The 20,496-nt window shown below is 70.7% G+C and carries 21 protein-coding genes and 2 pseudogenes; 9 read left to right on the plus strand and 14 right to left on the minus strand.

Annotation, left to right across the window (positions count from 1 at the left end; genetic code table 11):
* Positions 1-9: 9 nt before the first annotated feature.
* From ACMYLB_RS09985 to rnc, 4 genes are all read left to right on the plus strand, one after another.
* Positions 10-795 carry a ParA family protein gene (locus tag ACMYLB_RS09985; RefSeq protein WP_415910768.1) on the plus strand — a complete coding sequence of 262 codons (786 nt, stop codon included), beginning with the start codon at positions 10-12 and terminating at the stop codon, positions 793-795.
* Between the two features lie 98 nt (positions 796-893).
* Entirely contained in the window at positions 894-1,706 is an 813-nt protein-coding gene (locus tag ACMYLB_RS09990) for an ABC transporter permease (RefSeq protein WP_415910769.1), read from the plus strand.
* A gap of 106 nt (positions 1,707-1,812) precedes the next feature.
* Positions 1,813-2,607 carry an ABC transporter permease gene (locus ACMYLB_RS09995; RefSeq protein ID WP_415910770.1) on the plus strand — a complete coding sequence of 265 codons (795 nt, stop codon included), beginning with the start codon at positions 1,813-1,815 and terminating at the stop codon, positions 2,605-2,607.
* A 59-nt stretch (positions 2,608-2,666) separates the two neighbouring features.
* Positions 2,667-3,386, plus strand: coding sequence for a ribonuclease III (gene rnc, locus ACMYLB_RS10000; RefSeq protein WP_415910771.1), 720 nt, complete (start codon positions 2,667-2,669; stop codon positions 3,384-3,386).
* A 33-nt stretch (positions 3,387-3,419) separates the two neighbouring features.
* Here rnc and ACMYLB_RS10005 read toward each other — a convergent pair whose 3' ends face one another.
* Positions 3,420-4,007 carry a gluconokinase gene (locus ACMYLB_RS10005; protein WP_415910772.1) on the minus strand — a complete coding sequence of 196 codons (588 nt, stop codon included), beginning with the start codon at positions 4,005-4,007 and terminating at the stop codon, positions 3,420-3,422.
* A gap of 173 nt (positions 4,008-4,180) precedes the next feature.
* Here ACMYLB_RS10005 and ACMYLB_RS10010 point away from each other — a divergent pair, with 173 nt between their 5' ends.
* On the plus strand, positions 4,181-4,732 hold the full coding sequence (locus ACMYLB_RS10010; protein ID WP_415910773.1) for a hypothetical protein: 552 nt from the start codon (positions 4,181-4,183) through the stop codon (positions 4,730-4,732).
* A 58-nt stretch (positions 4,733-4,790) separates the two neighbouring features.
* Entirely contained in the window at positions 4,791-5,933 is a 1,143-nt protein-coding gene (locus tag ACMYLB_RS10015; protein ID WP_415910774.1) for an alginate lyase family protein, read from the plus strand.
* Between the two features lie 2 nt (positions 5,934-5,935).
* On the opposite strand, the gene ACMYLB_RS10020 is transcribed toward ACMYLB_RS10015, so the two are convergent.
* The gene (locus ACMYLB_RS10020) at positions 5,936-6,130 is read right to left on the minus strand and encodes a hypothetical protein (RefSeq protein WP_415910775.1); all 195 of its coding nucleotides are present in this window, start codon (positions 6,128-6,130) and stop codon (positions 5,936-5,938) included.
* Positions 6,131-6,318: 188 nt separating this feature from the next.
* Here ACMYLB_RS10020 and ACMYLB_RS10025 point away from each other — a divergent pair, with 188 nt between their 5' ends.
* Complete coding sequence (locus ACMYLB_RS10025) at positions 6,319-6,684, plus strand: DUF1294 domain-containing protein (RefSeq protein ID WP_415910776.1); 366 nt, start codon at positions 6,319-6,321, stop codon at positions 6,682-6,684.
* A 66-nt stretch (positions 6,685-6,750) separates the two neighbouring features.
* Here ACMYLB_RS10025 and ACMYLB_RS10030 read toward each other — a convergent pair whose 3' ends face one another.
* A complete protein-coding gene (locus ACMYLB_RS10030) occupies positions 6,751-6,918 on the minus strand; it encodes a hypothetical protein (protein WP_415910777.1) in 168 nt (55 codons plus the stop codon).
* A gap of 160 nt (positions 6,919-7,078) precedes the next feature.
* Here ACMYLB_RS10030 and ACMYLB_RS10035 point away from each other — a divergent pair, with 160 nt between their 5' ends.
* Positions 7,079-7,594 (plus strand): GreA/GreB family elongation factor, encoded by a 516-nt coding sequence (locus ACMYLB_RS10035; protein WP_415910778.1) that lies wholly within the window; start codon positions 7,079-7,081, stop codon positions 7,592-7,594.
* Between the two features lie 21 nt (positions 7,595-7,615).
* Here ACMYLB_RS10035 and ACMYLB_RS10040 read toward each other — a convergent pair whose 3' ends face one another.
* The 7 genes and pseudogenes from ACMYLB_RS10040 to ACMYLB_RS10070 form a co-directional block, all read right to left on the minus strand.
* Positions 7,616-8,512: an alpha/beta hydrolase gene (locus ACMYLB_RS10040; protein WP_415910779.1), complete on the minus strand. Its 897-nt coding sequence runs from the start codon at positions 8,510-8,512 to the stop codon at positions 7,616-7,618.
* 64 nt (positions 8,513-8,576) lie between these two features.
* Positions 8,577-8,876 (minus strand): 4Fe-4S dicluster domain-containing protein, encoded by a 300-nt coding sequence (locus ACMYLB_RS10045; RefSeq protein WP_415911061.1) that lies wholly within the window; start codon positions 8,874-8,876, stop codon positions 8,577-8,579.
* Between the two features lie 96 nt (positions 8,877-8,972).
* A pseudogene (locus ACMYLB_RS10050) lies at positions 8,973-9,326 on the minus strand (4Fe-4S binding protein); the annotation flags it as partial.
* 142 nt (positions 9,327-9,468) lie between these two features.
* A pseudogene (locus tag ACMYLB_RS10055) lies at positions 9,469-10,089 on the minus strand (4Fe-4S binding protein); the annotation flags it as partial.
* Positions 10,090-10,092: 3 nt separating this feature from the next.
* Entirely contained in the window at positions 10,093-11,019 is a 927-nt protein-coding gene (locus tag ACMYLB_RS10060; protein ID WP_415910780.1) for a DUF362 domain-containing protein, read from the minus strand.
* A gap of 130 nt (positions 11,020-11,149) precedes the next feature.
* Positions 11,150-12,070, minus strand: a complete 921-nt coding sequence (locus ACMYLB_RS10065) for a DUF4337 family protein (RefSeq protein ID WP_415910781.1) — start codon at positions 12,068-12,070, stop codon at positions 11,150-11,152.
* Between the two features lie 79 nt (positions 12,071-12,149).
* Positions 12,150-13,319 (minus strand): oligogalacturonate lyase family protein, encoded by a 1,170-nt coding sequence (locus ACMYLB_RS10070; protein ID WP_415910782.1) that lies wholly within the window; start codon positions 13,317-13,319, stop codon positions 12,150-12,152.
* 215 nt (positions 13,320-13,534) lie between these two features.
* Between ACMYLB_RS10070 and ACMYLB_RS10075 the strand changes: the two genes are divergently transcribed.
* Entirely contained in the window at positions 13,535-15,016 is a 1,482-nt protein-coding gene (locus ACMYLB_RS10075) for a hypothetical protein (protein ID WP_415910783.1), read from the plus strand.
* Between the two features lie 110 nt (positions 15,017-15,126).
* Here ACMYLB_RS10075 and ACMYLB_RS10080 read toward each other — a convergent pair whose 3' ends face one another.
* The 4 genes from ACMYLB_RS10080 to ACMYLB_RS10095 all read right to left on the minus strand — a co-directional run bounded on the left by ACMYLB_RS10080 (position 15,127) and on the right by ACMYLB_RS10095 (position 20,350).
* Positions 15,127-16,224 (minus strand): PfkB family carbohydrate kinase, encoded by a 1,098-nt coding sequence (locus ACMYLB_RS10080; RefSeq protein WP_415910784.1) that lies wholly within the window; start codon positions 16,222-16,224, stop codon positions 15,127-15,129.
* Positions 16,225-16,279: 55 nt separating this feature from the next.
* Complete coding sequence (locus ACMYLB_RS10085) at positions 16,280-17,353, minus strand: mannonate dehydratase (protein ID WP_415910785.1); 1,074 nt, start codon at positions 17,351-17,353, stop codon at positions 16,280-16,282.
* A gap of 7 nt (positions 17,354-17,360) precedes the next feature.
* Positions 17,361-19,436: a hypothetical protein gene (locus ACMYLB_RS10090; RefSeq protein WP_415910786.1), complete on the minus strand. Its 2,076-nt coding sequence runs from the start codon at positions 19,434-19,436 to the stop codon at positions 17,361-17,363.
* A gap of 278 nt (positions 19,437-19,714) precedes the next feature.
* Complete coding sequence (locus ACMYLB_RS10095) at positions 19,715-20,350, minus strand: bifunctional 4-hydroxy-2-oxoglutarate aldolase/2-dehydro-3-deoxy-phosphogluconate aldolase (RefSeq protein ID WP_415910787.1); 636 nt, start codon at positions 20,348-20,350, stop codon at positions 19,715-19,717.
* Positions 20,351-20,496 lie beyond the last annotated feature (146 nt).

Raw genomic sequence — 20,496 nt, forward strand, 5'->3', positions numbered from 1 at the left:
TAAAGCGGCATGGCCTGCACGGTTTTCACCATTGCGAACCAGAAGGGCGGCGTCGGCAAGACCACGACGGCCGTCAACCTCGCCGCCGCCCTCGCGGCGCAGAAGATCCACACCCTCGTGGTGGACCTCGATCCGCAGGCCAACGCCACCAGCGCGCTCGGCGTCGAGAAGCAGGAGGGCAAGTCGCTCTACAAGCCGCTGCACGGCGAGGGCAGCGCGTTCGAGATGCTGACGCCGACCGCGTGGGAGCACCTCGCGCTCATCCCCTCGGAGGTCGACCTCGCCGCGATCGAGATCGAGCTCGCCCAGCAGGAAAATTACCTCCTGCGCCTGAAGAGCGTGCTCGACCCGCTCCGCAATTCCGGCGGCTACAAGGCCATCATCATCGATTGCCCGCCCGCGCTCGGCATGCTCTCGATGAACTCGCTCGCGGCCGCCGACCACCTCCTGATCGCGCTCCAGTGCGAATACATGGCCCTGGAGGGCCTCGGCCAGATCCTGAAGGTCGTCGACCGCCTGAAGAATGCCGGCGTCAATCCGGCGCTCGATGTCGGCGGCATCGTGATGACGATGTTCGACAGCCGCATCAACCTGGCCAAGCAGGTCGTCGAGGAGGTGCGCTCGCACCTGCCGGAGAAGATTTTCAACACCGTCATCCCGCGCACCGTGCGCCTGAGCGAGGCGCCGAGCTTCGGCAAACCGATCTTCGCCTACGACCCGCACAGCCCCGGCGCCGCCGCCTACACGGCGCTGGCGAAGGAAGTGGCGGAGCGGTTCAAGCTGTCCGAGAAATGAGCGCCGCCGGTCCTCGCCCCGGGTGAGGCCGGCCGCGCTTTCCGGGCCTCCGGCCGCTTGCGCTTTCGCGTTTCTGCGGCTTACTGCTGGCCTCTCGCATGTTCGCCTCGCTGGGCAAATACTACGCCGCCTTCACCGTCGGGCTCCAAAGCAACCTGATCTACCGGGTGAACTTCGCCGTGCGCGGGTTCTTCTCCTTCTTCCACCTCATCGTGGTGTTCATCCTCTGGGGCGCGGCCTACGCGGGGAACGCCCACATCGGCGGCTTCAGCCTGGCGCAGACGATCACCTACTTCGTGGCGCTGATCGTGGTGCAGTTCATGATCGGGGCGTTCAACGAGGACTATCAGATCAGCGAGGAAATCCGGAACGGCCTGATCAACCAGTTCCTCCTGAAGCCGGTGAACTACTTCGCCTACCGCTTCAGCATCTACCTCGCGGCGCGGCTGGTGACGGGCGCGCTGATCCTGCTGCCGCTGGTCGTGTTCTATCCGCTGCTGCGCGACCACCTCACGATGCCGCACCAGCTGTGGCCCTACCTCTACGCGATGCCGGCGCTGGTGATGTCGGCGCTGATCCAGTTCGGCATCGCCTACTGCTTCGGCATGCTGACGTTCTGGTTCCTCGAGATCCAGGGCTTCGTCATCCTCTCGATGGCGCTCGAGTCGGTGCTCGGCGGGCAGATCTTCCCGCTCGACCTCCTGCCGAAGTGGCTCTTCGGGCTCTCGGCGGGGCTGCCGTATTTCTACCAGATGTATTTCCCGGTGGCCCTGCTCACGGGTCGCATCGACGACCCGGTGATGGCCGCGCACATGCTGAAGATCCAGCTCTTCTGGGTCGTCGTGATCCTCGCCCTCGGCCAACTGCTCTGGCGCCGCGGCCTGCGCCTGCACACGGCGGTGGGCGGCTGAGGGGAATTTATGCAGGACGACTTATGAGGGATGAAATCGCCCGCGCCGTCTCGCTCACCGTCGATTTGCTCCCTTCATCAATCGTCCCTCGTCTTTCATCCCTAGCATGAACCTCGCCCACTACGCCCGCATCTGGCTCGCCTCCGCCCGCTACGCGGTCGTGCGCACCCTGATGTTCCGCGGCGACTTCTTCGTCTGGGCGCTGGTCGAGCTGTTCTGGATGACGGTGAACGTCCTCATGGTCTCCGTGATCTACGAGCACACGCAGACGGTGGCGGGCTGGACGAAATACCAGATGCTGCTGCTGGTCGGCACCTCGATGCTGATCCAGCGCTTCCTCATGGGCTTCTTCTGGAGCAGCATCTTCGAGATGGGGCGCAACATCCGCACGGGCAACTTCGACTTCTTCCTCGCGCAGCCGGGCAACGTCATGTTCACGGCGACCACGCGGAAGCTCGATCCGGACAGCCTGATCAACTCGCTCGTGGCCCTGTCGGTGGTCGCCTATTCCGCGCGCCAGCTGCACCTCGCGCCCGGCGCGGCAGACCTCGCGCTCTACGCGCTGCTGGTTTTCTGCGGCGTCGTCATCCACTACAGCGTGCTCGTGCTGAGCATCTCGGCCGCGTTCTGGATGACGAGCGCGCAGGGCATCGAGGGCAGCTACTTCACGCTGAGCGAGTTCTCCCGGCTGCCGCGGCAGGCCTTCCACGGCCTGGCGAACGTCGTGTTCGTCTGGACGCTGCCGATGGTGGTGGTGAGCAACGTGCCCGCGCACACGCTGCTGCACGGCTTCGACTGGCGCCTGACCGCGTGGGTTGTCGGCATGGCCGCGGCGTGGTTTGCCGTCGCGGTGTTCGTCTTCCACCGCGGCCTGCGCCGCTACGCCAGCGCCAGCTCGTGACCGGCGTTGCGGGGTGGACAATTCCCCGCGAATCGCGTTTCACGGAGCCGACCGCCGCCATGCCGCACACCGCCAAGCTCGCCGCGCTGCAAAAGCGCCTCGGCCACACCTTCCGCCAACCCGCCCTGCTCGCGGAGGCGCTGCGGCACGCGTCATCCCTGCAGGACCAGCCTGCAGCCGGCGCGCACAACCAGCGCCTCGAGTTCCTCGGCGACTCGGTCCTGCATTTCGTGCTGACCGACGCGCTGTTCCGGCAGTTCCCGGAGGAGCGCGAGGGCGTGCTCAGCCGGCGCCGCGCCGGGCTGAGCAAGGGCGAGTTCCTCAGCCGGCTCGCGCGCGACCTCGGCGTCGACGCGGGCCTGCAGCTCGGGCAGAGCGAGGAGGACGCCGGCGGCCGCGGCCGCGACTCGATCCTCGAGGACGCGCTCGAAGCGATCGTCGGCGCGATCTACCTCGACGCCGATTTCGCGACCGCGCAGCGCGTCGTGCTCGGCTGGTATGGCTCGCTGCCCGAGCGGCTGAAGGCGATGGAGGGACATGACAACCCGAAGGGCCAGCTGCAGGAGATGGTGCAGCCGGCGCACGGCAACGGCGCGCTGCGCTACGAAGTCGTGAAGGCCACGGGGCCGAAGCACGCGCAGGAATACGAGGTCGCCGTCTTGCTCAATGGCCGCACGATCGGCTCGGGGCGGGGCACGTCGAAGAAGAACGCCGAGGAAGAGGCCGCGCGGATCGGCCTGGACACGCTGCGCCACGAACGGGCGGAGCGGAAGGAATAGGCGGAGCGCGCCCGGTAGCGCCGCGGGCGCGGGTCACTGCACCGCGGCGAGAATCTTGCCGAGCAGGACGTCGGGCGACTCGCGAATGTCGAGCTCGAGCGCGTCCTTCGGGTGCTCGAGCGCCTCGAACTGGCTCCGCACCAGGTCGGCCTTCATGAAATGGCCCTTCCGGCGGCCGACGCGCGCGAGGATCGTCTCGTAGTCGCCGTTGAGGAACACGATCGCGACCGGGTGCTGCGCGTCGCCCGCGAGCACCTGGCGGTATTTCTCCTTCAAGGCGGAGCAGGTGAAGACCGCGCTCCGGCCGGCGTCGATGGTCGCGTTCATCTTGGCCCGGATCGCGGCGAGCCAGGGCGCGCGGTCCTCGTCGTTCAGCGGCGTGCCGCCGGCCATCTTGGCCTTGTTGGCCGCGGAATGAAAATCGTCGGCCTCGAAGTAGGGCCAGCCGAGGGCTGCGGCGGCGCGCTGGCCGAGCGTCGTCTTGCCGGAGCCGGCGACGCCCATGATCAGGAGGATGCGTGGAGAGGAGCGGACACGGAGCGCCCGATTGAGCAGGCGCGCGACGGCGGCGCAAGCGGGCAGCGGGTGCTCGTGGCTGTCATAAGTGCAAACGCCCGGCATCGGGCCGGATGGGGCGGGGGATTTCGAACGTCGGACCGGTCGTTCGCGTCTAAAGCCCCAAGCACCGGCGCTTCGTGCGCCGCCCCTTACCCCCTCCGCCCGCGCCGGCATCCGACCTTGGCAAACCCCCGCCCGTCATGATTGGCTCCGCGTCCTTTCCCCGCCTTCATCGCATGCAAGTCAGCGCCCGCTCCTTCTTCTCGCTCACCCGCGCCTCATGGCGCGAGACCCTCGTGCTCATGGCCATCGCCTGGCTGGTGCCGTTCCTGGTGCACCTGATCCCGTGGAGCGGATCGCTGCCGCTCGGCGTGCACATGCTGCCGGCCTTCTGGACGGCGTTCGTGGCGGTCTACCTCTACGGCGCGGGCATCGGCGTGCTGGTGGCGCTGGTGGTGCCGGCCGTGAACACGCTCACGACCGGGTTGCCGGTGTCCGGGCGCGTGCTCGCGATGTCGGTGGAACTGGTCGCCTACGTCGGCCTGGTCGCGCTGGCGCTGCGGCGCTGGCCGTCGCTCCGGCTGATCGCGCCGCTGGCGTGGCTGCCGGCCTACGCGATCGCGCTCGCGGCGCAGTGGGTCGTGCCGGCGTTCGGCCCGGTCGGCAACCCCTTCGCGCACTACGCCGGCACGCTGGCGAACGTCTGGCCCGGCCTCCTCGTCCTGCTCGCGCTCAACGCCGTCCTCGTGCGCCTGCTGCCGAAGGACGCGGACTGGGAAGACGAGTAAGACGCACGGCCGCGCGCCGCGCGCTGGCAATTTCCGGCGCGGACGCTACCAAGTCCGCATGCTGTTCCTCGCCCTGCTGGCTGCCGTCGCCGATTTCGACCTGCGCGCCTACGAGCGCCCGCGCGTTGTTTCAGCCGCCGAGGTCGCCCTCGCGCACGCGCCGCGCACGCTGACCAGCGTGCGCAATCCCCGCAGCGCGGGCGGCCCGCACGATTTCTCCTCCGAGGGCGACTACTGGTGGCCCGACCCGCAGAAGCCCGGCGGGCCCTACGTCCGCCGCGACGGCCTGACCAATCCCGACAACTTTGTCGCGCACCGCACCCTGATGTTCGGCCTGGCGCGCGACGTCGGCGCGCTAGCCGCGGCGTGGGACCTGACGCACGACGAGCGCTTCGCCGCCGCGGCGGTGCGGCACCTGCGCACGTGGTTCGTCGATCCGGCGACACGCATGACCCCGAACCTCCTTTACGCGCAGGCGATCCAGGGCGTGGCGACCGGGCGCGGCATCGGCATCATCGACACGCTGCACCTCGCCGAGGTCGCGCTCGGCATCGAGGCCTTGCGCGAGTCGCAGTCGCTCACGCGCGAGGACGACGCGGCGCTGACGCAATGGTTCCGCGACTACCTGCACTGGATGCGCACACACCCCTACGGTCTCGAAGAGGCGAAGCAGGAGAACAACCACGGCACCTGCTGGGTGCTGCAGGCGGCGGCGTTCGCGCGCCTGACGGGCGATGCCGCCGTCCTGGCGGAGTGCCGCGCGCGCTTCCGTCGCGACCTGCTCACACAGATGGCGGCCGACGGCAGCTTCCTGCGCGAACTCGCGCGCACCAAGCCCTACGGCTACGCGATCTTCAACCTCGATGTGATGACCGCCACCGCGGTCGTGCTCTCGACGCCGGACGACGACCTGATGCGCGCGACGCTGCCCGACGGGCGCGGCCTGCTGCGGGCGGTCGGCTGGCTGGCGCCGTTCCTCGCCGACAAGTCCCGCTGGCCGAAGGCGCCGGACGTGATGTATTGGAACGACTGGCCGATCCGGCAGCCGGCGCTGCTCTTCGGGGCGCTGGCGAGCGGCAACGCCGAGTGGCTGGCGACGTGGCGGCGCCTGCCGGCGGACTCGGCCGTCGAGGAAGTGCAGCGCAACTTCCCGGTGCGTTATCCGACGCTGTGGCTGCGCCGCCCCGGCGCGGCGCGCTGAAATCACCTCACCCCGGGCGCGGACGCGTTGGCCGGAGCGCGATAACACGGGTCGCCGTAGGGATCCGGCTGTTGCTGGCGCTGCAACTCGGCGGCGGCCTGGGAGAGGCCTTCGGCCAAGCTGGCACACCCCGTGATGCACGCGAGCATGCCGAGCGAAACGAAGGCGAGGAGGAGGCGGGGGAGGTGACTTTTCATCGGGATAACAGGATGACGCGAGCGGGCGCGTTTTCTTAGGCCCAGCGACCCGAAAGACCGGTGCCGCCGCGTGCGCCCTGCGGGGACCGGCCTGCAGAAAAGATCCGAGGGCGCGCGGGGATTTGACGGGCGCGGCGACTGGCCCCACCTAGAAACAGGCACCGATGAAACACCGCCGGGATCACAACGTGAAGAAACGCTCGCTGGACCGATTGCCGGGCGCGCTGCTCGCCAGTGCGGCGCTGCTCGTGCTGCCTGGCGCGGCCGGGTGGCCGGTTTTGGAGCGGTGGGGATGGACGTGGCTCGCGTGGCCGGGCGCATTGTCCATGGTCTCCTTTGCCCTCTATGCCTTCGACAAGCGTCGGGCGGAGCGAGGCGGCGGGCGGATTCCCGAAGCCCAGCTGCTCGCGTTCGATGCGCTCGGCGGCTGGCCGGGGGCCGTGCTGGCCCAGCAAGTCCTCCGGCACAAAACCGCCAAGCTAGGCTATCAGGTCGCGTTCTGGTTCATCGTCCTGGCCCACCAGGCGGCGGCCGCGTGGTGGCTGTTCGGGTGAGGCGACGGCTCCTCTCACTGGCCGCAGCCGGCGGACGGCGGCTCGGGCCCGGTGCGAGCAGAGAACTTACTGCTCCTCGGTCGGGCCGTGGCGATACTGCTCGTAGGTCCACGCGCCGAGCGTGCCGAGGAGCAGGATGACGACGTAGTCGGCCGGATCGAGGGGTTTGCCGGCGAGCGAGAATGCCAGACCGGCGATGACCGCGAGACCGACCGCGATGAGAACGGCTTTCATGGGGGCTGAGGGAAGAGCCGGCGCGCGGCGAGGCGCGCCGGGCGTTTCGTTTTGCTGACGAAGTATACACCCACGGGGCGGGGACGCTACGCATCCCTTGCGCCAGCCCGGCGGCGTGCCGCCCATTGCCAAGGGGCGGAGGCTGCGCTAACTTGCTTTCATGAGCCGAGCTTTTACCCGCGAAGACGATGCGCGCGACGTCGTGGTGCCGCGCCGGGTGTCGCCGCTGCCTCCGGGCGCGCGCAACTATCTCACCGCCGCCGGGGCGGAGCGCCTGCGCGCCGAGTTGAAGCAGCTCAACGAGATCGCGCCGCAGCTGATCGCGGCCGCGGCGGAGGAGGGCGGCCGCGGCGCCGATGCGAAGGAGGAGCTCCAGCGCACGGAGGAGCGCATCGCCTATCTCCAGCAGAGCCTCGGCAGCGCGGAGGTGACGACGCCGCCACCGCCGCCGCACGACGTCGTCCGGTTCGGCGCGATGGTAACCGTGCGCGACGCGAAGGGCGCGGAGTCGACCTACCGCATCGTCGGGGTGGACGAGACCGATTTCTTCCCCGACGCGGTGAGCTGGCTCTCGCCGATCGCGCGGGCGCTGCTCAACGCGCGCCTCGGGCAGCGGGTGCCGTTCAAGTTCCCGACCGGCGCCACGCAGCTGGAGATCGCGGCGATCCGCTACTGAGCGCGGCCGGCGGCGCCGGCGTCACTTGATCCAGCCGTGGCTGCGCAGCCAGGTCTCGGCGCGCTGCGGCCATTGCGCGGTGGGGACGTGCTTCGCCTCCATGGCGAAGCCGTGGCCGCCCTTCTCGTAAAGGTGCATCTCGGCCGGGACCTTCGCGCGGCGCAGCGCGGCGTAGAAATCGAGCGTGTTCTCGATCGGCACGGTGGCGTCGTCCTCCGCGTGCACGAGAAACGTCGGCGGCGTGGCGGGCGTGACCTGGCGGTCGGTCGACAGCAGCGCGGCGAGCTCCGGGGTCGGATGCGCGGAGATCAGGTTGTCGCGCGAACCCCGGTGGATGTGCGGGCCTTCCATCAGGATCACGGGATACAGCAGCAGGGCGAAATCCGGCCGCGCGCTCACGGCGTCGAGCGCCGCGCCGGTCTTGCCGTCGGCGTGGTCGTAAAGGGTGGCGGCGCAGGAGGCGAGGTGGCCGCCGGCGGAGGAGCCGATGATGCCGATGCGGTGCGGGTCGACGCCGAACTCCGCGGCGCGCGAGCGGACGATGCGCAGGGCGCGCAGCACGTCCCGCAGCGGCGCAGGATGGCCGTATTCCTTCAGGCGCGACTTGACGACGAAGCACGTCACGCCGAGGCCGTTCAGCCACTCGGCGTAGCGCGCGCCCTCGCGCTCGGCGGAGAGAATCGCATAGCCGCCGCCGGGGCAGATCACGACGGCGGTGCCGTTGGCTTGGCCCGGCGCGGGCGCCCAGACGGTGAGCGTCGGCTCGTGCACCTCGGAGATGCGGCCGGTGGCGTCGACGTGGTCCGGGGCGGTGTGCGGCTTGACGCCGGGAATGCCCTCGGGCCAGAGCGGGATGACGGGGTGTTCGGCGGCGGAAAGCATGGCGGCGGTGAGGAACAGGGCAACGAGACGCAGCATGGACGCGAGCAAACAAGGCCCCGGTCGTCCGCACAAGGCTGCGTTGCGTCACCCCGCCGGCGCCTCAGAAGGGGAAATCGCCCGCGGGCTTCGGCAGCGTCGGCTTGGCCTCGACGGCTTGCCGGGCGCGGACGTGCGTCGCGCGCGCGGCGACGGTGATGGCGCGCTGCGGGCGCACCGGGCAGGCGAACTCGCACGCGCCGCAGCCGATGCACAGCTCCTCCTTCACCTGCGGCAGGCGCAGGTTTTCGCGGAAGGGCACGGTGTCGACGGCCTTGGTCGGGCAATGCTCGGAGCACGCGGCGCAGTCGGTGCCGTCGGTCTCGACGATGCAGCGGGTGCGCTCGAACTGCGCCGTGCCCACGCTCGTCCGGCGCTTATCGGCGAGCGCGAGCAGCGAGATCGCGCCGGTCGGGCAGACCTCGCCGCAGCGGCGGCAGTCGAAGTTGCAGAAGGCGCGCTCGAAATCCAGGTGCGGCTTGGCCCAGCCGCGCCAGCCGTAAGCGAGCGCGGCCGGTTGCAGCACCTGGGTGGGGCACTCGCTCACGCAGAGCAGGCAGCCGGTGCAGCGGTCGAGCAGGCGGGCGACGCTGTCCGCTCCCGGCGGCGCGACCGGCGCGCGTGACGGAGGGGCGGGCGCGGCGGCCTGCAGCGCCGCCAGCGGGGAGCAGGAGCGCGCCGGCGACGAACGTGCGGCGGTCCTGGTCGACCCCGGGCCGTCGCGCCGGCCGCCAGGCGAAGCGGTAGCCGATGCCGCCGTGCGTGCAGGCGCCGAGGCAGTTGGCGCAGGCCACGCAACGGGACGCGTCCACATGGCCGCGGCGCAGGTCGATGCACTGGGCCTTGCAGGCGCGCAGGCAGTCGGCGCACTTGGTGCAGGCGGCGCGGTCGATCGCGAGGCGGAAGGCGCTCGCGCGCGCCAGCAGGCCAAGCAGCGTGCCGACGGGGCAGACGGTGTTGCAGTAGAGCCGGCCGCGCCAGACGGCGAGGACGGCGACGGTGGCCGCGGCGAGCAGGGCGAAGCACACGAGCCCGAGGGGCGGCGCGGGCGGCGGCACGCGGTAGATCGCCTGCGTGCCGAGGGCTTGGGCGGCGGGGACGAGCGCGTTGTTCAGCGCGACGAGCAGCGGGCGTCCGAGCGCGGCGGCGATGCGGCCAAAATGGCTGTAGGGATCGAGCAGCGTGAAGACGATCCCCGTCGCACCGAGCGCCGCGGCCAGCAGCGCGGCGGAGAGGATGCCGTAGCGCACAGTCCTGTTTCCGGGCGAGAAGGGCAGCGCGGCACGGCGGCGCGGGCGGACGCGGGCGACGACGTCCTGCAGGATCCCGAGCGGGCAGACGGCGGCGCAGTAGACGCGGCCGACGAGCAGGGTGACGACCAGCAACCCGCCGAGCGCGGCGAGGGCGAACGCGCTGCCGGCGGTCGCGGCGAGCGTCGCGGGACCGAGTTGCACGGCGGCCGCCGGGTGGGCGAGCCACGCCGGGACGAGACCGCGGAAGTCGAGGAAGGCGGCGGCGAGGACGACGAGGAAGAGCAGCGCGAGCGCGACGCGGAGTGGTTTCAGCCAGCGGCGCACGGCTCAGGCGAGCTTGACGCGACGGATGTCGAGCGCGTCCAGGTTCGTCGTGCCGAGACCGTGGGCGGCGGCGAGGCCGATGTGGCGGATGCTGGCCGGGTCCTGGTTGAGCAGGCGGGCGGCGGCGGTGTCGACGGCGACGATGTCGGTCGACGCGAGCAGGCTGCGGAGCTCGACCACGTCATCGGCGGCGCGGCCGCGCGGGCCGTTGCGCACCATCGGGTGGTAGGCGTCGACGATGTTCAGCGTCGGCGTCTTGAAGGTGAGGAAGTCGGCGATGCACTGGTGCAGGTCGTTGCGGTGGTAGAAGCGGCGGTCCCAGACCACGCCCATGAGGTTCTTGGCGGCGCCGGTCATGAGCGAGCCGCTGTGGTGCTTGAGGACGGGGACGTTGATGAACACGTCGCTGTCGAGCACGAGCGCGTGGACCTCGGCGGACTTGAGCTTCACGCCGCGCGGGATCGCCACCGGCCGGTAGAGCGCGTGATCGTCGCCGGTGACGACGATGCCGCCGGCGTCCCGCACCGCCTGCTCGATGCCGCTGTTGGCGTAGCAGCGCTGCCACTGGTCGCAGGTGTGGTCGAAGACGCTGACGGATTTCGCGCCGGCGTCGCGGCAGAGCTGCACGAGGTGGCCGACGAGCGTGGGGTGGGTGTTGGCGCCGAGGTCGGGCGCGACGTCCCAGCCGATGTTGGGCTTGATCAGCACGGTCTGGCCCGGGCGCACGAAGCGGCCGATGCCGCCGAGTTCGGCGAGGGCGCGGTCGAGCATGGCGGGGCGTGAGCCGTCGCGCACGGCGGCGAGGATGGTGCGGGCTGCGGGGGCGGCGGGCGGGGCGTCGGCGGCGAGGGCGCGGGTGAAGCGGCCGGCGGATACGGTCGCGGCGAGCGCCAGGCCGGTTTTGAGGAAGTCGCGGCGACTGGTCTTCATGGAGCCAACAGGGTAACGCGGCCCGCGGCGTGCGAGCCGTCGAGCGAGCACCTTACGCCGATGGCGCGGCGGTGCCGCGCATAACTTGGCCAAGGCTCGGCCTGAGTTGCGCGCGCAGGGCGCGGCCGGCTCAGAGGAAGAGGTAGACGTAGGTCGCGAACGTGACGGCGACGAGGCCGGCGGAGGCGGCGAGCGACCAGAGCAGGCTGCGGCGGCGGGCGGCGAGGGCGAAGGTGGAGACGAGCACCGCGGCCTGGGCGCCGAGCATGCCGTAGAAGAAGCGCGCGCTGCGCCGCTGGTGGCGCTCGGCGACGAGGTTGGTCTGCCGCACCTGGAGATCGAGGAGGCGGGCGATGGACTGGTTGAGCTTCGCCTCGGCGTCGTAGCGCAGCGACGAGTAGCGCAGGCGCAGCACGGCGAAATCGCGACCGAGGGCCCGGCGCGCCTCCGCCGAGGCGTCGATGGCGTCGCCGAGGCGGTCGCCCTGCTCGATGACGGGGCGGAGCAGGTCGTCGAAGGCACGGGCGTGGGCCAGCGCGGCGTGGAGCGCGGAATCGAGTGTCGCGGCCGGGACGTCCCGCAGCGCCGCGGCGATGTCCGCGGCCGGGGAGGCGTCGTCGATCGCCGCGAGGGCGGTCCGGATCTCCGGGGCCAGCGCGGGCGCGACGGCCGGTGCGGGCAGTTGCCCTGAGAGCAGCGTGTCGAGCGCGGCGAGGACGGGAGCGGGATCGGGCAGGGCGGCGGCGAAGCGGCGCAGGGCGGCGGCGTCCGGCTCGAGATCGCCGGCGGTGAGCCGCGCGGTGTCGAGCGCGCCCGACTGGATGGCGCCGCGGAGGCGCTTGGCCTGGAAGAAGCCCCACTGGTCGCCGGCCTTGGACTGGAGCTGCGCGGCGAGGGCGCGGACGTATTGGGCCTTGGTCATCTCGCTGCTGGAGAGACCGGCGAGGAGCGTGGCGACGACGGTCATGACGACGGGCGTCATGCCGAGCACCTTGCCCCACCGGCCTTCGGGGAGGGTGGCTTTGATTTCGGCGGGGACTTCGGCCTTCATGGGCGCAGATTGCGCCGGGGACGAAGGGCGGGGCGAGCCGAAAGGCAGCCGGGGACGGTGCGCCGGCGGCGGCGGACGCTCAGTGCGCCTTCGCGACCTCGACGGCGAAGACGTAGTCGGGGCCGAGCAGGTTCGAGCGGAAGATGATGAACTTCTGGTCGGGCGTGAACATTGGGTTCGGCTCCAGGCGGTAGTTGTGCCGGGCCAGGTCGACGAGCTTCTCGGACTCGAGGTAGCCGCCGCGGATGAGGTGCTCGCCGAGGGTGCCGCGGTCGGACACGAGCTTCGGGCGGAAGAGGAAGAGCCACGGCGACTGCCGGTCGCCGTCGCCGCAGAACAGGGTCTGGTCGGGCGAGGAGTTGTCGTGGATGGAGGACTGGCTGGTGGCGTCGTATTGCAGCCAGGTGCGTTCGCCGGTGGCGGCGTTGGCGCTGGCGATGAACGAGACGCGGCCGCCGCGGGGGAAGTGCAGCTGGTAGTAGACCGTGCGGCCGTCGGCGCCCCACCACTCGTGGCCGGCGATCTCCATTTGCATCGTGCGGCGGTGGACGAGCTGGTTTTGCGAGCCGTCGGTGCGGATGGTCCAGATGCGGTCGACGAGGTGCCAGTGCCCCTCGTGGCAGTAGAGCAGGAGCGTGGGATCGGTGGGCGAGAACTGGAGGTGGTTGAGCCAGTTGGTGTCGTGCTGGAGCAGCGGCGTGAGCTTGCCGGTGGCGAGATCGACGGTGAAGAGCGTCATCGGGAGCTTCGCGTTCAGGCGGCGCGTCATCAGCTCGGCCTTGTTAGCGGGTTCGCCCTGGTTGACCGGCGACATCCGCGCGGAGGCGGCGCGCGGCGTGCCGTCGTAGGCGCCGCTGGCGTGGGCGTCGCCCTCGATGAAGGTGCCGGCGCCCAGCGTGTCGTCGGCGTTGATGGTGACGACGCTGGCGCGCGGCGGGAGATCGACGAGCTTGCGCGTCGCGCCGGTATCGAGGTCGCAGCGCCAGACCGAGGCGGGTTGCGCGGCCGCCGCGGGCAGGAGTAGAACAGCGTGGACGTGCGCCGGCTGACGCCGATGGGGTGCGCCGGGGCGGGAACGAGCGCCTTGGCGCGGCGGGTGGCGAGCTCGAGGGCAGAGATGCCGTGGGGTGACGTGTAGACCATCCAGCGGCCGTCGGGGCTGAAGGCGTTGAGGTTGAAATACAGGCTGGCGGAGCCCGGCTCGTCCGTGAGGCGGATGACGCGATGACCGGTGGCGGGATCGATCCACTCGCGCGGCGGGGCGGCGGCGGGCTCCGCGGCGGACGCAAGGCCGGACGAGAAGAGCAGCCCGCCGGCGAGCGCGGCGGCACGGAGGGTGGGGCGGAAGTTCATCGCGCGGAGAGAGACGGCGGCGGGCCGGTCGTGGCTACGCGGCGCCGGCGGGCTTTGAGACTTGGCGCGTCGGCCCGGTGGCGGCAACGTGGCGCGCGGGCCACCCCTCCCATGACCTCCACGAACGCGAACCCTGCCGCGGTGATCTATTGTCCCGCGATGAACGAGTCCGACGCGAGCCAGGCGATCGATGGCGTCGCCCAGCGCCTTGCCCGGACGCTCGATCACCACAGCGAACCGATCGGCACCGCCTACCGGGTGCGTGCCGCCGCGCCCGAGGACTACGGTGCGCAGGGGCGCACCGAGGTGCGCGAGATCCTGCGCGTCGATCCGGGCAAGAACCCGGAGACGGAGGGCGTGGTGACGCATCGCGTCTACTTCCTCGACTACCTGCCCCTGCTCGACGACGACGCACCGGCCTCGAACCTCCTGCTGCGCACGGCGAACCTGCTTTGGCAGTGCGTGAAGCTCACGGTGCGCTTTACCGCCGCGTGCGCGGTCGCCGAGTCGTTCAGCAAGCGGCAAAAACTCAGCGTCTTCGTCGGCGGCCTCGCGCTGGCGGGCGTGCTGCTTTACACGGGCCTCGCGGTCGGCACGGTGGCGCGGCTCGTCTACGATGCCTGGTCGCAGCCGGCGACTCCGGCGGCCGTCGTCGCGACCGCGCCGGCCCCAGCCAGTCCGGCCCATGCCGTCGCGGCGGCTCCGGCCGGTGCGATCGCGGGAGCGCCGGCGGCTTCCGTGCCGGCAGCGCCGGCGAAAACGTCCGCCGCGGCGCAGCCCGGGCAGCCGCTGGGCGATCGGATCCTCTCCTGGATTTCCCGGGCGCCGGGCCGGCTGGGGCACTGGCTCGCGGAGCTGCCGGGCCGCGTCTGGCGCTGGCTCGGGTCGGCGAAGGCCAAGACCATCGCGGTGCTCGGCGCGCTGGGGCTGAGCGTGTCGGGCTTGCGCGCCATGCTCGATCGCAGCGTGACCATGACGCTGCGTTTCTGCCGCTACCTCGATGCGGGCGCCGCGCGCGCGTCGTGCACGGGGAAGTTCAACGCGCTGCTCGAGCACGTGCTCGAGAGCACGCCGTCCCGGGTCGACGTCGTGGCCTACAGCCTCGGCAGCCTCGTGGCGCTGGACTCGCTCTATCCGCCGGAGGGCTGTCCGAACACGCGCGTCGGCCACGTCCGCACGCTGACGACGATCGGGTGTCCGTTTGATTTCGTGCGGACGTTCTGGGAGCAGTATTTCGACGGCCGCAGCGCGACCGCGACGGGATTGCGGTGGCTCAACGTCTACTCGCCGGTCGACGTGCTCGGCTCGAATTTCGCCAACGACGACGGGTTGAAGGCCCGGGCGACCCGCGGCATCAACGGGTCGTCGCGCACGGCCAGGGACCAGGACGCCGCCGCGGGCGATGCGGCGCCGGGCGAAAACCTCTTCTACGATCCGATGGGGCGCCGCGAGCTGACGCTGTGGCACGCGATCGTGTTCGAGGGCTTCGTCGCGCACGAGCGCTACTGGGTCGCCGGGCAGCCCGACGCGGAATCGTGCTACGAGTGTTTCGTGCCCAAGCTCTACCCCGGCACGCCGGCGCCTCAGTCGTAGGCGGGCAGGGAGGCGAGGAACTCGCGGCTGGCGCCGGGCGAAAACAAAAGCCCGGGCGCGAGGCCCGGGCAGGGAGGGCGACTGCGGGCAGCCGCCCCGTCGGGATTCGCTCAGCGGACGACGCGGGCGCCGCCGCCGCCCATCGTCTTCTCGACTTCCTTGCGCGTGGCCATCGAGGTGTCGCCCGGCGTGGTGCTGGCGAGTGCGCCGTGGGCGGCGCCGTATTCGACGGCTTTCTGCGGGTCGTTGAAGGTCATGAAGCCGAACTGCAGGCCCGAGGCGAACGAGTCGCCGCCGCCGACGCGGTCGAGGATCTCGAGCTCCGGATACTTGCGGCTCTCGTAGAACTTGCCATCGTGCCAGAGGATGGCGGACCAGTCGTTCTTCGTCGCAGTGATGACGCGGCGCAGCGTGGTGGCGGCGACCTTGAAGTTGGGGAACTCCTTCACGGCGGTGCCGATCATGTCCTTGAACGCGTCGAGCTCGATCTTGGAGATGTTGTGGTCGGCGCCCTTGACCTCGAAGCCGAGCGAGGCGGTGAAGTCCTCCTCGTTGCCGATCATGACGTCGACGTATTTGGCGATCTCGCGGTTGATCTCCTGGGCTTTCTTGAGGCCGCCGATGGTTTTCCAGAGGGAGGGGCGGTAATTGAGGTCGTAGGAGACGATCGTGCCGTGCTTCTTGGCGGCCTTGACGGCCTCGACGGTGAGTTCGGCGGTGGAGGCGGAGAGCGCGGCGAAGATGCCGCCGGTGTGGAACCAGCGCGCGCCGAGCTTGCCGAAGATGTGGTCCCAGTCGAAGTCGCCCGGCTTGAGCTGCGAGGCGGCGGTGTTGCCGCGGTCGGGGCAGCCGACGGCGCCGCGGATGCCGAAGCCGCGCTCGGTGAAGTTGAGGCCGTTGCGGACGGTGCGGCCGATGCCGTCGTCCTCGCGCCACTTGATGAAGTCGGTGGCGACGCCGCCCTGCATGATGAAGTCCTCGACGAGGTGGCCGACCTCGTTGTCGACGAACGCGGTGCAGACGGCCGTTTTCAGGCCGAAGCATTTGCGCAGGCCGCGCGAGGTGTTGTATTCGCCGCCGCCTTCCCACGCGGTGAAGTGCCGCGCGGTGCGGATGCGGCCCTCGCCGGGATCGAGGCGGAGCATGACCTCGCCGAGCGAGATCTGGTCGAATGTGACGCTGTTAGCAGGTTTGATTTGGAGCGACATAGGAGTCGGGGTTGAGTGGTTGATGGTTGCGTGCGGGGGACGGGAAGGGAGGGCGCTAGGAGCGCGCGGCGGCGCGGGCGGGCAGCGCGCTTTTCAGCGCGCGCTGGTAGGCCCAGAGCATCTTGTTGGCGGCGTAGCGGTCGATGGCGGGGTAGCCGTTGGTGACGGAATCGCTCTCGTGGAGCAGATCGAGGCCGTGGTCGGAGCGGAAGACGCCGTCCCAGCCGAGCTCGACCAGCGTGCGCATGACGGCGAGGAGGTCGACGTTGGCGGTGGGGTCGGCGTGATCGGCCTCGTGGAAGGTTTTCTCCGCCGTGGTCTTCACCGTGCGGAGGTGGGCCCAGGCGATGGCGTCCTTGAACTCGCGGATCATGCCGACGATGTCGTTCGCCGGGTCGGCGCCGTAGGAGCCGGTGCAGAAGCAGAGGGCGTTCGAGCGGTGCGGGTAGAGGGCGAGGAGGCGGCGGATGTCGGCGGCGTTGCAGAGGAACGCCGGGAGGCCGAGGTAGGACCACGGCGGATCGTTCGGGTGCGCGGCGAGGCGGATGTTGCTCGCGGCTGCGGCCGGGACGATGGCCTGGAGCGCGTAGCGGACGTTTTCCCAGAACCCGGAGACGCCGAGGTGGGCGTAGGCCTGCTGGAGGGCGGAGAACTCCTCGCGGCTGTAGCGGCGGCCCCAGCCGGGCAGGAAAAGGCCGTGCGACAGGTCGATGCGCGCCATGGCGGCGTGATCGTAGGCGAGGCCGCGCGTGCCGTTGGGGTGGAGGTGGGCGAGCTCGGTGCGCCCCCAGTCGAGCGGCATCAGGTTGTAGGTGACGATGATCTCGCCGATGTCGGGGAAGGCCGTGCGGATGTTGGCGAGCGTCTGGATGTAGTTCGCGATGTGGAGGTCGCGGTCGCCGCGGCCGAGCTTCATGTCATCGGTCCAGAAGACGCTCTCGATCGGACCGAGGGCGAGTTCCTGCTCGGACAGCTCGTCGCGCAGGCGACGCAGGTCCTCGACCGGCCAGACTTCGCCGGGCGGGACGTGGGCGAGATGGGTGACGACGAGCGGGCGCGGCGTCATTTGCCGCAGCCAGAGCAGCGGCACGCGGTCGGAGTGACCATACCAACGGAAGGCGGTTTGCATGGAATTGTCAGGGAGGGGTGGACGGGGCCGGCATGGCGCGGCGCCGGAAGTAGACGCGTTCGCTCTCGGGGTCGCGGCGGTAGAGTTCGTCGACGTCCTCCAGGCGCTGGATGCACCAGGGCGCCGAAAACGTGAAGCCGTTCTTGGTGAACACGAGGTCGTCGGCCAGGTAGACGCAGAGGTGGTCGAGGGCCGCGGCGCCGCGGCGCCGGTAGCCGATGAGGTCTCCCAGCTGGCTCGGCGCGGGGATCGGATCGAAGCGGGCGAGCAGGTCGGCCCAGGCCATCTCGCGGTGCTCGGTCCATTCGCCCGGCAGGACGAGGTAGCGCGGGTCGGGACGGTCGGATCCGAAATTGAAGGCGGTCCAGAAGCAGCTGGGCGTCGGCCCCGGCTCGGTCGGGCGGAAGTAGGTGTTGAGCAGCTCGCGCTCGATGGCCGGCAGCAGGTGGATGAGATCGAGGAAGCGCTGGTGCGGATCGGCGGCGAAGGACTCGAGGAGACGAACGACGTTTTTGTCGTGGGACAGGTTCCAATACCGGGCGATGCCCGCGACGTCCGCGGGAGCCGGCTTTTCCAGCAGCACGACTAGGCCGGGCACGCGCAGCGCCGTGCGGTGGGCCGACAGCTGCTCGCGCCGATCTGGCAGCAGCTGATAAAGCGCGCCGAAATCGGACAGCATCATGTGGTCGCCGCGGGTGTAGACGAGCCGCGCGATCGCCTCGCGGACCGTGGGCGAGAGCGACTCGGCGTCGAGCCACTCGTCGATCTTGAAGCCCTTCGGAAAGGGAATGTGTTGTGCGTAATCCGTGACCGAGAGGCCGCCGACGAGATGCCCGAAGGTCGCGGTGCGGAAGGCGGGCGGCACGGCGAGGACGAGGTCCAGGGGCGGCTCGACGGTCAGGCGGCCCTGCGCATCCGGCGTTGCGGCGCGGAAGAGGTCCTCGAGAGCGGTCCGCACCGCGGGCGGCATCTCCACGGCGGCGCAGGCGGCCAGCAGCGCCTCGCGGCTGATGCCCGCGAATGTCCACCGGGGCTTGCCGTCGGGCGGCGGCAGCTGGGTGAGCGTGTCGGCGCCCGGGGCGAGCAGGACGTCATAGTAACGGAGCCGGCCCCAGGGGCCGGCCGCGGCGGTCTTGAGGTGCAGGCGCTGGCGCCACGCGCCCGGCATGCGGCTGAGGGAGAAAGGCGGATCGCCCGGCTCCTCGCGCGCGCGCCGGAGACGGAACAGACGTGGGGGCTTGCCCGCGTAACGCGGGTTCAGGTGGCCGATTTCTTCCAGCGGAATGAACTGCCAGGGACCGAACGCCGTCGGCCGGCGCGCGAAGCCGATCTGGTCGGCGATGTAGACCGCGGTGTAGGGCCACGCCGTGGTGTCGGGGTCGCCGTAGACCAGGAGATCGCCGTAGCGCGGCGCGCCGGTGGCCGGCTCGGCCTCGCGTTCCAGCCAGTCCCGAAAGCGACCTTCCGCGCGCGGATCGGCGCCGGGGGCCAGCGCGAAGAAATCCGACGCCGCCACGCTGCTCTCCACCCCGGCGTCGTCGGCCTCCGCGAAGTCCGGCGGGAACGTGTTGAGCAGCGAGCGCGGCAGCGCGGGGAGGATGTGCACGACGTCGAGGCGCGGGCCGTTCGGCAGCGAGGAGACGGCGTTGAGCATCGGCTCGATGGCGCGGTAGCGGCCGTGCAGCTGCCAGTAGGCGGCCTGGGTCGGCGCGTCGAGCGTCTTGCCCGGCTCGCGGCGCAGCTTGAGGATCGTCGTCTCGGCCGCGAGGGCGATGCGGTAGAAATCCCGCCGGTCCTGCGGCGAGGCGAAGGCGTCCTCGAGGGCGTAGAACTCCGAGAAGATGAGCCGGTCGCCGGCAGGGCGCGCGGTGGCGCGGAGGCGGCGCATCGCGGCGCGCCAGCGCGGCTCCGCGTCGAGGCGCGCCACCTGGATGCGGTCGAGCGAGAGCGGCCAGCGGTAGCTGAGGTTGCGCGGGTGGCGCTCGAGCCAGCTGCGCCAGACGTCGAGCTCGGCCGGCGTGAAGCGCGCGAGCAGCGCCTCGTCCGGCACGACGAAGCGGTCGCCGTCGGGCGCGGTGCGCACGGCGGCGGCGATGGCGTCCGCCAGGGCGGGGAGAGCCCGCGGTCACGGAGCAATCCGGCGAGCGCCGGCCCGGCCTCCGCCGGGAGATACCAGCGCGCGGGGAAGGCGGGCAGCGTGAGCAGCTGGAGATCGGACGGCTCCAGCGCCAGCCGGCTGCGCAGCACGGGCGGCTCGCCGGGTTGCGCCGCCGCGAGCGCGGCGGCGGCGAGCGAGGCGAGGAAGGTGAACGTGACCGATGGCCTCATGCGGGGCGCGCAGGCCGGCTCCGAGGCGCGCGCCTAGGCGCGCGCGGCGGCGGCGACGAATTCCTTCGCGCGGAGCGTGATGGCGGCCCAGTCCTTCGCCTTGAGCGCGGCCGGTTGCACGAGGGCGCTGCCGGCGGCGGTGGCGTAGGCGCCGGCCTTGAGGAAGTCGGCGACGGTTTCCGGCGTGACGCCGCCGGTGGGCATGATGTTCAGGAAAGGGAACGGGGCCTTGAGGGACTTGATGAAGGCCGGGCCGAAGAACTCGGCCGGGAAAACCTTCACGATGTCGGCGCCGAGCTCGTAGGTGTTGTAGGCCTCCGTCGGGGTGAGCGCGCCGCCGAGGATGGCGAGGCCGCGCTCCTTGCCGGCGGCGATGACGGCCGGGCGCACGCAGGGCGTGACGATGAACTTCGCGCCGGCGGCCTGGGCTTGCGCGACGGTCTCGGCGTTGACGACGGTGCCCATGCCGAAGGTGACGTGCGGGAGCTCCTTCGCCGCCTTGGCGAGGACGTCGAGCGCGCCGGGCGTCGACATGGTGAGCTCGATGACGGTGAGCCCGCCGGCCGCGAGGGCGCGGGCGCAGTCGATGAGACTGTCGGGGCCGTCGGCGCGGATGAGCGCGATGACCTTCTCTTGTTTGATGCGGGCGAGGACTTCGGACTTGTTCATGGGGAAGAAAAAATTTTCGCAGTCGAAAGGCTAGCAGAGCTTCGTGTCTACACCCGGCCAAACCGTGTCATGGCGAGTAATACACAAGCGGTGCGCAAACGGGGCGGAGCGGCGGGCGCCGCGCGGCGGAGCAGGAAGGAGCGGGG

Origin of the sequence: Oleiharenicola sp. Vm1 (assembly GCF_047777955.1) — a bacterium.
Classification (GTDB): domain Bacteria; phylum Verrucomicrobiota; class Verrucomicrobiia; order Opitutales; family Opitutaceae; genus Didemnitutus.